14 protein-coding genes and 3 tRNA genes are annotated in these 13553 nt (G+C 38.1%); 7 read left to right on the top strand and 10 right to left on the bottom strand.

The annotated features are described in order from the left end of the window. Positions 1–15: 15 nt before the first annotated feature. The 3 genes from HCN_RS03050 to nrfH all read right to left on the bottom strand — a co-directional run bounded on the left by HCN_RS03050 (position 16) and on the right by nrfH (position 3541). Entirely contained in the window at positions 16–1020 is a 1005-nt protein-coding gene (locus tag HCN_RS03050; protein ID WP_231998089.1) for a hypothetical protein, read from the bottom strand. A gap of 133 nt (positions 1021–1153) precedes the next feature. After that, complete coding sequence (locus tag HCN_RS03055) at positions 1154–3004, bottom strand: ammonia-forming cytochrome c nitrite reductase subunit c552 (RefSeq protein ID WP_014667533.1); 1851 nt, start codon at positions 3002–3004, stop codon at positions 1154–1156. A 24-nt stretch (positions 3005–3028) separates the two neighbouring features. Next, positions 3029–3541, bottom strand: a complete 513-nt coding sequence (nrfH, locus tag HCN_RS03060) for a cytochrome c nitrite reductase small subunit (protein ID WP_014667534.1) — start codon at positions 3539–3541, stop codon at positions 3029–3031. A 126-nt stretch (positions 3542–3667) separates the two neighbouring features. Between nrfH and HCN_RS03065 the strand changes: the two genes are divergently transcribed. Beyond that, entirely contained in the window at positions 3668–4528 is an 861-nt protein-coding gene (locus HCN_RS03065; protein WP_014666505.1) for a polyphenol oxidase family protein, read from the top strand. Here HCN_RS03065 and HCN_RS03070 read toward each other — a convergent pair. The 7 genes from HCN_RS03070 to HCN_RS03105 form a co-directional block, all read right to left on the bottom strand. Then, positions 4521–4907, bottom strand: coding sequence for a hypothetical protein (locus tag HCN_RS03070; RefSeq protein WP_041309488.1), 387 nt, complete (start codon positions 4905–4907; stop codon positions 4521–4523). The two genes, HCN_RS03065 and HCN_RS03070, sit on opposite strands and share 8 nt — an antisense overlap. Continuing rightward, a complete protein-coding gene (locus tag HCN_RS03075; RefSeq protein WP_014666506.1) occupies positions 4879–5472 on the bottom strand; it encodes a class I SAM-dependent methyltransferase in 594 nt (197 codons plus the stop codon). Before HCN_RS03075 ends, HCN_RS03070 begins: the two co-directional genes overlap by 29 nt. A 45-nt stretch (positions 5473–5517) precedes the next feature. Further along, entirely contained in the window at positions 5518–6399 is an 882-nt protein-coding gene (locus HCN_RS11855; RefSeq protein ID WP_014666507.1) for a class I SAM-dependent methyltransferase, read from the bottom strand. Between the two features lie 87 nt (positions 6400–6486). Beyond that, entirely contained in the window at positions 6487–7368 is an 882-nt protein-coding gene (locus HCN_RS03090) for a glycosyl transferase (protein ID WP_133246273.1), read from the bottom strand. 110 nt (positions 7369–7478) lie between these two features. Next, positions 7479–7555, bottom strand: a tRNA-Arg gene (locus tag HCN_RS03095). A 63-nt stretch (positions 7556–7618) separates the two neighbouring features. Then, positions 7619–7695: transfer RNA gene (locus HCN_RS03100), tRNA-Met, on the bottom strand. Positions 7696–7761: 66 nt separating this feature from the next. Then, a tRNA-Gln gene (locus tag HCN_RS03105) sits at positions 7762–7836 on the bottom strand. Positions 7837–8078: 242 nt separating this feature from the next. Between HCN_RS03105 and HCN_RS03110 the strand changes: the two genes are divergently transcribed. The 6 genes from HCN_RS03110 (at position 8079) to HCN_RS03135 (ending at position 13547) form a co-directional block, all read left to right on the top strand. Then, complete coding sequence (locus HCN_RS03110; RefSeq protein WP_014666509.1) at positions 8079–8516, top strand: Dps family protein; 438 nt, start codon at positions 8079–8081, stop codon at positions 8514–8516. Between the two features lie 146 nt (positions 8517–8662). Beyond that, a complete protein-coding gene (locus HCN_RS03115; protein ID WP_014667535.1) occupies positions 8663–9718 on the top strand; it encodes a bifunctional 3,4-dihydroxy-2-butanone 4-phosphate synthase/GTP cyclohydrolase II in 1056 nt (351 codons plus the stop codon). A gap of 360 nt (positions 9719–10078) precedes the next feature. Beyond that, entirely contained in the window at positions 10079–10996 is a 918-nt protein-coding gene (locus tag HCN_RS03125) for a DUF4422 domain-containing protein (RefSeq protein WP_014666511.1), read from the top strand. Between the two features lie 12 nt (positions 10997–11008). Beyond that, positions 11009–11818 carry a hypothetical protein gene (locus tag HCN_RS11860; protein WP_014666512.1) on the top strand — a complete coding sequence of 270 codons (810 nt, stop codon included), beginning with the start codon at positions 11009–11011 and terminating at the stop codon, positions 11816–11818. A gap of 69 nt (positions 11819–11887) precedes the next feature. Beyond that, entirely contained in the window at positions 11888–12451 is a 564-nt protein-coding gene (locus HCN_RS11865; RefSeq protein ID WP_014666513.1) for a hypothetical protein, read from the top strand. Continuing rightward, the gene (locus HCN_RS03135) at positions 12441–13547 is read left to right on the top strand and encodes a glycosyltransferase family 2 protein (RefSeq protein WP_041309489.1); all 1107 of its coding nucleotides are present in this window, start codon (positions 12441–12443) and stop codon (positions 13545–13547) included. The genes HCN_RS11865 and HCN_RS03135 overlap by 11 nt, the downstream gene beginning before the upstream one ends. Positions 13548–13553 lie beyond the last annotated feature (6 nt).

Raw genomic sequence — 13553 nt, forward strand, 5'->3', positions numbered from 1 at the left:
TATTGCCTTTCTCGCTTATTGTGAGATAATCTCAAAAGTAAAGTTATCTGCAAGGTAAGACGCATAAGGATTCAGTAAAAACTCTTTGAGAGAGACAAACTCTTCTTGTGAATCTGTCTTGCGTTTAAATGAGAATCCAAACTCTTTGCTTTTGCCTAGCACTAAGCTTTCAAGGGCATTGCCAAGCTCTATGATTTCATTATGATAAGTCTCACCCATTATCAAACTTAGCCCGATTGTGGCTAACATATTTACATTTTTGGCATTTTGCTCAAATCCCTCTTGGCTGACAGGTAACCCTTGAGCATTGCTTTGCAGTTCATAATATTTATACAGATCTTTGCTTAAGCCATTGTCCTTGACTTTAAACATAACATTATCAAGGGCATATTTGTATTCTTCAAAATGCGTAGAACTCTCTTCATTCACAAATGCATCAAAATAGAAATCTTGCAGAATCTGAGCGATATTTTGTGTTTTAAAGCCCTCGTGCTGGTAGGTATCAACACCTTGTATTTGGTAGGTCGCATTCTTAGCTGTAATAGTGCATTGCAGGTTTTCAGAGAGCTTGTCATCATTTTGTTTGAGCGAGATATTACATTTCACATTGTTTGGAAAAAAAGACGAAAAAAGAGTAAGATTCTCTTGCAAATCCTTATATTCTTCATCAATATCTTTAACCCCAAGCGTTATATCTTTGATATTAAGTGATGCTTGGAGTGAAGCATTATCCATAGAATCAATATCAAATCCCATATTTTTAAGTGTCAAAATCCCCTCTCCATCTGTGGCAACAATCTTTGGGCTATAACAGCCTATATTTACAAGCCCACTACAGGAGAAAGGCTCCCATTCTGTGATGTAGCCACTCTCTTGGACAAAAGATTCAAATTTTTCATTGAGTGTTTTTTCTAAATGCGACTTGATATCCTTTGTTTTGATTGAGAGAAACACACCCAAACCTAACGCAATTAATGCACCTAACCCCAAAATAAGAGTAATAAGCTTTTTGTTCATCATTTTTTCCTTTTGCTATGAAATATGTGGAATTTGCGGATTATAGCATAATAATCGTAATAAAAAGAGAAAGGATTCCTAGCCTAAGCCTCCTTGTCTTTTATATCAAGGCTAGGCTAGGAATATGAGAGAAAGATTATTTTGTGCTTATGGCACTTGCAGAAGTTTTGTCAATTTCACTGAAATTATAAGGCTTTGTATTTTTATCAAGCTCTAAAAGTTCTTTTGGAGCTTCGCCATTAACTTCGTGATGTTTGTAGTATCGCTCACCTGCTGTGTGTCCATTAAGATCAATTTTATACACAATCTCACCCGGATTAAACTTTTGAATCTCCTCAAAGCCAAGGTTTGAAGTTCTGAAGTTTTTAATGCCATTTTGATTAGCGATTTCAACAAGCTTTGTTTGCCCCATACGCGCCATTTCTACCGCTTGAAGTAGCATACGACTAGCTTCCCTTGGATTATGGAATCCTGTGGAGTTTTCCGCCCCGACAAAATCGCCTCGCATTTGCCCTTTTCTATGAAGTTCAAGTGGCTCGGCTAGGGCTTTTGAGATTTTAGCATCATCTGGTTTGCCATCAGTTTGATATGCAGGAAGTTTGCCTAGCTCTTCACGCAATTTCTTAATATCAAAAATAAGGCTTACAGTCGCATACTCCGCACTTCTCAAATCAAAGGCGACAGATTTTTGAATATCTGCAATTTGCTTTTTGAGATATTCTTCGCTTTGCGTGTGGCAAGTCTTACACGCAGAGTTAATATCAAAAAGTGGTGAAGTGATGTTGTGTTGCGTGATCTTCTTGCCACCTGCACCCTTGACATAAGGCATATGACAATCCGCACAGCTTACGCCATTAGCTGCGTGCACCCCACCGCTAAACATCTCATACTCAGGGTGTTGAATCTTAATCATAGAGGCTTTAGTTTCTTTATGTGTCCAATCCTCTTTAAATATTGGTCGCACCGCATCATAGTGAGCATCAAACATTTCAATTCTAAAAGATTCGCCTTTTTTCCACGCACTCCATGGGAATGTAAGATTAATACCATCTACTTCTATTTCAGTAGCTTTATTCCCATTTCTCCAATGTTCATACTCATCATAAGTTTTTTGTGTGCCATTCCACCATTTTTGGCTTTCGTCACTTGCAATACTCTCTCCCATAACCTTAACTTTCTCACCTGTGGGCTTGAAGTAGTATTCCACGTGGCATTGCGCACAAACAAGCGTTCTCATCTCTTTTCTGTCCGCTTTGATACCTTGAATCGGGTCTTTTTGGTAGCCTCTATCCACAAGTGAATTAATAAGGGCTGGACGCACCACTCTTAGGCTCATATCATCAGGATTGTGGCAATCTGCACAAGTAACACCCATTCTTTTGCCTCCGTGTGGTCCGCCGTGCTCAGCAGAACCCTCTTCTATGCCATTACGCGTAGGGACATTTTTAATCATTGTCCAATATTTTGTGCTATTAAATGCGGTGAAATCGCCTTTGGCTACATTATTGATAAGCCAAGGTGTCCAACCGCTATGGCAGTTCATACACGCAGCGGGTTGTCCGCCAAATTTCGCAAATCCGTGTGCGTTTAGGAAGTCTTTATTGTTTCTTGCTGTATCCATTTGATCCACTTGAATCCAAAAATGCCCTCTCTCTTCGTTAGCATCAAGGCTAAATGGATACCCAGCCCACAAAATTGTTAGCTGTGGGTAGCGGATAAGCTTTGAATAGGCAAGATTCCCACCAAAATTTGTATATTTTGGTGCTTCTGTTTCCACTTTGAGATACATATCAAGGTATTCTGGGAAGTTTTTACCCCAAAAGTCAAAAGTTGGATTCTCATCAGTAAGCTCCACAAGCTGTTTAGAGATGACACCAGTATTTCCCGCTTGTTTTGATGAAATATCTTGATTGAGCCATAAAAGCCCAACAATCACAACAACAGCTACAACAACAAGTATAGGTAGCATTCCTTTCTTTTTCTGCATTTTTTCCTCCTTTAGTAAGTTTATTTAAAATCCGCGCTTATGCCCCACGCCTTCGTGGCAAGATACACAGCTTAAAACACTGCTATCGTGTCCGGGTATGGTTGTGGGATTGACCGCATTTTGGACATATTCAATATGACATCGCACGCAGTTGTCTTGCACCATTTGCTTACTTGCCTCGTTTGCACTAAGATTGGTTGGCAAAGATTCAAGTTCAAAAGTGAAAGCATAAGCGTGTCCTACACCACTTTTTGCCTTGGCAATCCATTTAGAAACAAATCCGTGTGGCAAGTGGCAGTCATTACAAGTAGCCCTTGGTTGCCCTGCAATCTTTTGTGAATGGGGCGCACTGAGATAGTCGCTATACACTTCATTCATAATATGGCAGTTATTGCACGCTTCTGAATCGTTGCTAAGATAAGACATTCCCTTTGCATTATAGAAAGTGTAACACGCTAGGATAAGTATTACAACGAGCAGAATGGCAAAAATGCTTGAGATGAGAGAGAAGGACTTTTTTTGTTGGCTTTGTTTCAATAGACCCTCCTTAAGTTGTTGCCTTATTTGTGTTACCGAGTGATAATTAAGAAAACACTCGTTAGAATTTTATTATTATCATATTGAAAATGATTTGATTTATATCAAAAACAAGGAATAGATGTTATGTTTTTTTATACAAGTTTAGAATCTCCACTTTTTAAGAATGAAAATGTATGTTTTGCCTTGAGCGATCGCTATGGTGGAGTGAGTGAAGGGGTATTTAATGGGCTAAATCTTGGCTATAGCGTGGGGGATTGTAAGCAAAGTGTAGATACAAATCATAGGCGTGTGAAAGAAGCGTTTGTAAAAACTTTTGGCAAGGCAGATTCTAGGGTTGGGCTTGGGGTTTGTGCAGCTGGTGAGAATGGAATGGATAGAGATTTTACTAAAAATGTCCCTATGTTTTATTGTCAGCAGATTCATAGCACAAAAAGTGTGGTTGTAGATGAGAATCTTGTTTCAAAATATGGGCGGTGTGATGGGAGGAGTATGTGTCTTGGGGAGGCAGATGCGATTATTACGCATTTGTCAAATGTGCTTGTTTTTGTTATGGTGGCAGATTGCAACCCTATTTTGCTTTATGATAGGAAAAATGGGGTTGTGAGTGTGATACACGCTGGGCGTAAGGGTGTGTTTGATGGGATTTTGCCCTTTGTTTTTAAGCGTATGAGTGAAGTGTATGGCACGAGGGTAGAGAATTGCCTGATGTATGTGGGAGCCTCTATCCGTTCGTGTTGTTATGAAGTGGGGGAGGAGATACGCACACAAGCGGAGATTCTGGGATTTAGTGATGTGTTTCAGGGGAAGAATCTTGACTTGATTGCTTGTCTTAAGCAGCAAAGTGAGAATCTAGGCTTGAAACCTAGTCAGATGGAGATAAGCCCATTTTGCTCAAGCTGTGAGGGTGGGCTATACTCGTATAGGAGGGATCATTCCACAGGGCGATTTGGACTTTTGGCAATGCTAAAAAAGGGCATTATTTAAGCGTGTATATTGCTATGGCAGTGTGTCCTTTTGCATTGGGTGGGATTTTGATAAAAGATCTGCCGATAAATCCTGCTTTGTTGATAAATTTTCTTATATACCCTCTATCTATGAGCGGAGTTGGCAAAAAGAGCTTCGTCCACATTGTGGCTTTGTAGAAGTCAATATGCTCGGGCTGGACTTGCTCGTGGTAAATTTCTAGCAATGTAAGATTGAAGATTCTAGCTATTTCTTGGAGAGTTTTATCACTAAAGCGGGAGATGTGATGAGGCGGCATATTAAGAATGCCATTGACACAATATTGCAGGAAGCTATCTTCGCTTGGCACAGCGATGATTAGATATGGAATCTTATCTCGATTTTTTTTGTAAAATATCACTTTTTAAGCATTCAATTTGAGCTTGTATGAAAGAGTTTGGATTGCTCGTATGCTCTAAAACTTGGAAGCTACACGCGACATCAAAAGCTTGTGCGTGTGATTTTGCGTATTCTTCAACAGATATATTTTCAATTACAATTCCATTTTTTGCCGCCATTTGCTTTGCTTGCGTACTGAACTCTAAGCCGACATAGTGGGGCTTTGCCTCTTGTGGTAGAAAGTTGGCAAAGGCTGCTTTGCCACAGCCTACTTCCAAGACTTTAGAATCTTTAGCAATGAATTTTTTAGCAAAGTGATACTCGTGCTTTTCACTAAAATAATACCAATCAAGCTGATTTAGGGTGTTGTAGAATGTATCATCACCGGTGGGGATAGAGCCATCTTCACAGATGAAAAATCGCAAATCACAAGCCTTGCAGTGATGATAGAGTAAATCACTTGTGATGAGTGATTGTGTATCAACGCTAAGATTCCTTTGATACAAAGCGATTATGTCATCTCTCTTTACTCTTTGTGTAATATGCGTATCGTTACTATGGCAGAGTATGCAAGGCTGTAGTGTCATTGAAATTCCTTGTTAGCTAAGTTGTGTGGATTATACCACTTCTTTTTAAATGTTTCTTGCCTCCATATATAAGCTTGAAATACCTTTATATACAGAACCATCAGCGTTTATATCAAGCAAATAGGTGTTAAAGTTTAGGATTTGAGAGTGGTTATAATGCATTGTTTGTATGTCACTAAATCCCGCTTGCCTAAGCAATCTATCAAGTGAAAATCTATCATACATCCATTTATGTCGCTCTCCAATACTTGTGCGAATAAAGACTTCATCGCGTATGCTACGCGGGGCTAGAAAATACAGGACTCTAAGATAAAGATTTAAGATTTTATTTGCGATTTTGTCAAGAGTGATTTTGGATTTCAAAGTAGCTACACTAGAATCTACAATGTGTGGAGTAAGTAAATCCTCTCCAACGCGTTCTTTAATAAAATCTGCTTTTGTTATATCTTGGCTTGTGGCTATTTTGCGGAAGCATTCCCCCATTTCTCCGCCACTTTGCATACGCACCATTTGATCAAGCATTTCAATAAGTAGCCAATCATATTCAAACTCAAGCCCTGTAAATTCTTGTCCAAAAGTTTTATTTGCCCCCCCCCCGTCAAAATTCTGCCTTGTAGAATCCACAAGGCGTGAGAGTGTAGAGAGATAGGTAGAGGCTAGGTTTTCTAAATCTGGCACAACAATTCGCACGATGCCATTTGGCTTTAAGATTCTTTTTATCTCTTTAAGAATTTGCAAGGCTTTTTGTGGAGTTAAATGCTCTAAAAAGTGGCTACTATATGCCACATCAAAGCTTTTATCAGTAAAGGGGAGTGTGCCAAGTAGATTTACTTTTTTTACTCTTTTATCAATAGGGCTAAAGTCAATATTTATCCAATCTGGGTGGATTCTACTGCCACAGGCAAAGTTGAGAAGTGAAAGAGACATACTTATCCTTTAAGTTTTTTGGGTGATTATATTCTTCAAATTTTAATAGCCAAGAATCTTTGAGAGATCGTAAAGAGAAATATTTGATCACACATTAAGTTGTTGTGTAAAATCGGTTAGATAGAATACATTGTAAGTGCCATAGAAATATCGTTTGAGTGTGCGAAGGATATGAAGCAAAGTTAGTTTTTGTTTTGATCTTAGGTCGTAATTATGCGGTAAGAATTTTATTCTCAATTCTATTAGATTTTTGATGTATGGCGTATATATTTGTATTTTTGCGCTTCTTGGGATTTTATATCCTCCTAAATCGACTTTATTTTCACCGATAAAATAAAGATTATGAAAATGATAAAATACACATTCAGCTTCTGCGTGTTCTATGATGTTCCATGGGGCAAGTGCGTATTTTGTGTTAGATGGGACATATACGCCTTCAAAACGTTCTGTCCAATCATCAAGATATTTTTGATCTCCAAATTTACCATCCTCAAAGCGTGCAAAACACCATTCCAAACACTTTTGTTTCCACCAAGCTAGAGCCTTTAATCCATTTTTATCTGCTTTAAAACACATAAATTGCACACAATATGTGCCACTTGTATTTTGAAAATATTGATATTGTTGAGCATAGTTATGCTTGGTTAGGAGAATGGAATTTGTTTGCATTTCATCAATGAGCAAATTTGGATTTTTGAAAAAAAATACATCAGCATCAATATAGGTGCAATGTGGGAGTGAAAAGGTGGAGATACAGTATTGAATAATTGCAGGAGTACAAGTCCAGCAGTACTCAGCTAATGTTCGAGCGGACTTAACCGTAAGTAACTCTTCATCTTCAAAATCACTTAATCGTATGGTGGTAATTGGATAGTTTTGAAGTGTTGAGAGATTCGTGAACGTTTCTTCGTCAAATGTAAGAATATAGAGATGAAAATCTTGTGCGTGATTGAAAAGTGATTTAATCATTGCTAATCCGCGTGTAAGATAGTTTTTGTTAAACAGAGTGCAGTAGTAATACATAGATCCTCACTATTCGAATTTGTGAAAAAATAGGACAAGCTGTCTTGTTGAGATTATGGTACGCCCAAGAGGATTCGAACCTCTGACCTACGGCTTAGAAGGCCGTTGCTCTATCCAGCTGAGCTATGAGCGCATATCTAAATTTGCCATCAAGATTCTATGTTGTAAAACACAAATTTAAAGACTTAAAACAAATTGGTTGCGGGAGAGGGATTTGAACCCCCGACCTTTGGGTTATGAGCCCAACGAGCTACCGGACTGCTCTATCCCGCGTCAAACTAACACTACATTTTACAAAAAGTGCTAGAAAATTGTAAAAAACCTGTGAGTTCAAAGAAGTGGCTGGGGTAAAAGGATTCGAACCTCTGAATGCCTGGACCAAAACCAGGTGCCTTACCGCTTGGCGATACCCCAATGAAAAACGAGACGCAATTCTAGCGAGTTTGCTACGATTTGTCAAGGGAATCAAGTCGCCAAAGCCAAAATTGTGGAGATATTTTATAAGACTCCAAGGCAAGATAGAAACTTAGTTTGATATTTACCATAAGTTACTCCATATATTTTACAATGGACACCATTCCTTTAAAAAATGTAGTAATGTATAGTGTGATAAAGCTACATCAAATAAAGGAAAATTCAATTTCAAAGGAAATAAGATGAGTAAAGTTGTAGAACTTTTAAAACAGATTCAGGCGGACGCATCAGTGTTTTATGTCAAGGTGCATAATTTTCACTGGAATGTGAAGGGTATGGACTTTCACCCTACGCACAAGGCAACACAGGAGATTTATGAGCAGTTTGCTGATGTTTTTGATGATGTGGCAGAGCGTGTGTTGCAGCTTGGCGAAATGCCTTATGTAACGCTTGCAGATATGCTAAAAGCAGCAAAAATTAAAGAAGAGAGTAAAACAAGCTTTTGCTCTAAAGAGATTGCTCAAGCGGTTTTAGCTGATTATGAGTATTTTCTCAAACTCTTTACCGAGCTTTCAGCCCAAGCAGACAGCCAAGGAGACAAGGTCAGTGCGGCGTATGCTGATGATAAGGTAGGAGAGCTACAAAAAGCGATTTGGATGCTAAAATCTCAACTCGCATAAGATTTTAATTCCCTAGAATCTACCTTTGTGGTTCTAGGGCAAATTAGCTTTTAAAGAATACAAACTCTAGCTTTCATTATATCCGGCAATTTATTTTATTTTTATACAATCACAGCATTTTAAGATTCAAAAACCAAGGATAGCCAATGTATCAAATGCGTATGAAAGACGCCATAGAGGCGATTAAAAAAGGTGAGATGATTATCATAATGGACGATGAAGACAGAGAAAATGAAGGTGATTTGGTAATGGCTGGAATCTTCTCAACCCCGGAGAAAATCAATTTTATGGCACAAGAAGCAAGGGGACTAATCTGCGTATCTATCACGCAAGAATTAGCCCATAAGCTAGACCTGCCCCCAATGGTAAAAAGAAATGATAGCAACCACGAAACCGCCTTTACCATATCCATTGACGCCAAGGAGACAAAGACGGGGATTTCTGCGTATGAGAGAGATTTAACAATCCGTCTTATGTGCGATAGTAACGCAAAGCCAAGCGATTTTGTGCGTCCGGGGCATATTTTCCCGCTCATTGCTAAGAGTGGCGGCACACTTATCCGCACAGGGCATACAGAGGCGAGTGTAGATATTTGCCGCCTAGCTGGGCTTGCTCCAATAAGCGTAATATGTGAGATTATGAAAAAAGATGGCACGATGGCAGGACGGGGGGATAAATTCCTGCTTGATTTTGCTAAGATTCACAACCTAAAGATTCTCTATGTCAGCGACATCATTCAATACCGCTTAAATTTTGAGAATCTCGTGCGTGAAACTTCGCGTGAAAAGGCGGTGTTTATGGCACAAGAGTGTGAGAAAATCACATTTTTAGATCATTTGCAAAATTGCCATATCGCCTTTAGCTTTAGCCCACAGGCTACAATGCCGCTCATTAGATTTCACAATACAAGTAGTGATATTGCTCTTTTGACAGATTCTAGTGAATGGCAAGCCCTGCAAAAAAGTATAGAGTTGCTATCCCAGCAAGGTGGTTATCTTGTATGCCTTAATAGTGAGAATATGGCAAATAGTGGAAATATTGCAAAAAATTGTGGCGATATTAAAGACTTTGGAATTGGCGCACAGATTCTAAAATCACTTGGTGTGAAGGATTTTGTATTGTTAAGCTCCAATTATGCAAATAAAAGCTATAATGCCTTAAGCGGTTTTGATTTGCATTTGCAAGCAACTATTGAAGTGTAGGAGAACGATATGTTGAAAAAAATGGGGGGGGGGGGGGGGCAACCTTATAGCTTAGAATCTAGTAGCTTCATTCAAACTTCGCTTTTTCACACTTATATTCAAAATATACAAACTCAATTCGTCAAGCAAGGCTCAAAAAATATAATATTTTCCCTCTTTTTCTACTTGCTAGAGCCCAGAACTTGCCAAGAACTTTCATTTATCAAAAAGTCATCAGTTTCTAAAAATTATGGACAAAAACATACATTCACTTTTGTTTTGTCTTCTCATTCTATTTATCTTCCCTTGTTTCTTTTTAGGTTGTTGTGGCTTTCATATATATATATATATATATGAAAAATGGTAGAAGGGAGAATGTGTATGAAGTGTCAAATACTTGTGTGTTACCACAAGCCAAGCATTATTGTTGCCAATGAATGTTTGCAGCCTATTTTGGTTGGGGCATCAAATGCAAAAGAAGAGAATGTGAGTGAGCTAGAAAATCTGTGTAGGCAGGCTGGGGTAAGTTTATGGCGTGATGATAGTGGAGAGCATATCTCTTGGCTTAACCCTCACTTTTGTGAGCTTACAGCGATGTATTGGGCTTGGAAGAATTTAGATTGTGATTATTATGGATTGTTTCATTATAGGAGGATTTTTGACTTCAAAGATTCTTTTGCTTTGGAAATGCCAAGAAAAGAGAGTATCAATCATAAAACAAATATTATGGACAAGTATCATCTAGATTCTCAAAACATTGTAGAGGCTTGCAGAGACTGTGATATTCTCCTGCCAAAAAAAGTTATTGATCACGGACAGAGAAAAAGAGCGGAGGATTTGTCGCTGTATGAGTTATATGATACTGTCCATCATATACAAGATTTGAATGTTTGTTTGGAGTATATTACCTTGAAGTATCCTCAAATGTATGCAACTGCCCTGCAAACAATCCACCACAAGCCTCTGTATTGGCATATTGCAAATATGTGTATTATGAAGAAGCAATTGTATTTTGAGTATTGCCAGTGGGTTTTTGATATTTTATTCGGGGTGCAAGATAGGATTCCTTATTACTCTTATGATAGCTATCAGGCAAGAGTTTTCGGCTTTTTGTCTGAGCGACTTTTGAATATATGGATAGAGCATAAGAAGCAAACACAATCAAGTCTAGTTATTAAAGAGTTGCCATTGGTATTATTTAGATTGAAGTCTAAGAAAAAATGGCTAGGCTGGGTGCAAGATGGCAATGTAAGGCGGTTTTTTGTTTGTAAGATTAGGATTTTGAAAAAGCGATTGTAAGAGAGGTTTGGTGTGGGTAGAAGATTAGAGAATCTTAGACAATTATATATGTATGACACGCATTCTTTCACAAAGGCTATAAGTTTTATCTGCTGTATGCTTGTAGCTATAGCTATCGCACTTCTGCCTTTTAGCTATGGTGTTGTTTCTATTAGGATTCCAATTAATCTTTTATACACTGCTCTTATACTGCTTGTTGTGCTGTGCCATAGGCAGTTTGAGTTTGTAGATATAAAAAATATGGCTTTTCCTTTGATTTGCTATGCTGTTGTAGTGTGTATGGCATTTATTTCACTCGTGTTTGCAGCTGATAGTAGCTCAACCTTTCGTGCCATACGGCAGTATTTGCTGGAGCCATTGCTTTTTATGTTTTTGGCATATTATGTGGTAAAAGGGCTTGGCAGAAAAGGACTTGTCTATTTCTTTTGTGCTGTTGTTTTGGCGTTGTGCTATCATCCTATCATAACCATCTATGACTTTTTGTCTCATAATGGAAGTTTTGGTTATTATCGTGCTATGCTGCCTACTTACTACGCTCCAGCTACGGTGTATGTATTTTATCTCATTGTATGTTTTAGTTTTGTGTTTGGTATCTTTTTGTTATCAAGAGATGTGTTAAAAATTGCATCTTTTATATTCGGCATAGTATGTATTTTTGCTTTTTTATGCAATGGCGGACGCTTTGCTCTTTTGGCGTGTATGGCTATATGTTTTACTCCTTTTGTGCTGTGTCAATATAGAAAAAAAGCAAGAGTTTTATTTGGTGTGAGTTTGTTTTGTGTAGTTGCTATATGTGGTGTATATGAGCTTAGTCAATCTTGACATCAAAGATTCAATTTCCATAATATAGCACAAAATTTTCATCAAGTATGGAGTAGTAATCCTGCTGAGATGGGTAAGTTTAGCAATGCTTGTAGCAACAAATGGCTTATGTGTTCTACGCATTCTATGGATACAAATTCATCTATTAAGATAGAGGAGTCAAGCCTTATTAGAATCTCTATGCTAAAATCCACACTTCTTGCCATAGCAGATAATCCTTGGCGTCCAAATGGGTATCATTTCCAGCAGTTTCCTTATAATATCCAAAATATATTTGCCATTGATTCTCCTAAACATCCCTTTTCACTCACAAAGATTGATGATAATAGACTTATATCAGCCCACGCACACAATCATAATTATATTGTTTCTATATGGTTTGAGCTTGGAGCGATTGGTTTTGGTGCGAGTATGCTCTTTTTTGCTTATTTTATTTGGAGTGGATATAGGGAAAAGATTAGATGTAGTATATATGGCAAAGGAGATATAAGAGATATATTTATGTTGAGCGTGAGTATTATGCTCGTAGCTTTATTTGTAAGTAATTTGTTTGATTGTATCCCTATACGAGATGGAACTCTTGTGCTGTTTATATTGCTTGGTGCATTTATGGGAGCAAGATATGCAAGATAGGGTGCTTGTATCTGTGATTGTTCCTTTTTACAATGCTGCTGCTTACTTGGAAGAGTGTTTAGATTCTATCTTGGGGCAGAGCTATGAGAGGCTTGAGATTATTCTTATTGATGATGGGAGCGAAGATACGAGCACAGAGATAGCTCAAAGATATGCTGCAAAAGACGATAGAGTTTGCCTTATCAGGCAGGAGAATATGGGAGCTGGTGCAGCTAGAAACAAGGGTTTGGAATCTGCTTCTGGCGAGTATGTTTTGTTTTTTGATTCTGATGACTATATGAGTGAGGAGGCAATATATAGTCTTGTGGATAGAGCCAAAGAGATAAACGCACAAATTGTCATTGGTAGAAGCAGGGAATATAGGCTAAAGGATAGTACTTTTGTGGATATGGATTGGGCGTTGCGATTTGATCTTTTGCCTACAAAGCCTGTATTTAATTATAAGGATATGGGGGATCATATTTTTGGGTTTTGCGTTGGCTGGGCGTGGGATAAACTCTATAAAAGAGATTTTATTATGAGCTGTGGATTGAGGTTTCAAGAGATTAGATCAAGCAATGACTTGTATTTTGTCTTTTCTTCGCTCGTAGAGGCAGATTCTATCAGTGTTGTGGATAGGGTGCTGTTTTGTCATCGTACACAAAATCCTTATTCTATTGAAAATAGCAGAGATAAAGTGCCACTTATATTTTTTGAGGCTTTGTATGCTTGGCGTTTGAGGCTTATTCACAATGGCACTTTTGAAAGGGTGGAAAGAAGTCTTGTGAATTGGAGCTTGAATTTTTGTTTGTGGCATTTGCAGACATTGGGCGATAAGGCTCATTTGCAGGTGTATAAAGCACTCAAAAAAGAGTTAAAAAACTTAGGGATTGCAAAAAAGCCAGAAACATACTTTTTGCAAATAGAAGATTACAATAAGATGCGTTATATTTTATCTATCCCGCTTATGCTTCACAAAAAATGCAATCCTTCTAGAATCTTAAGTTTTAAAAAGTTGCTATGTCATATTCGTCGTGCGCGCGCCCCCCCCCCCCTAAAAGTAGTCTTATTACATTATTTGGTTTTGTTGTGTATCGCAAAGATTAGGAGGGGGTAAGAATAT

The organism is Helicobacter cinaedi PAGU611 (assembly GCF_000284635.1).
Lineage (GTDB): Bacteria > Campylobacterota > Campylobacteria > Campylobacterales > Helicobacteraceae > Helicobacter_C > Helicobacter_C cinaedi.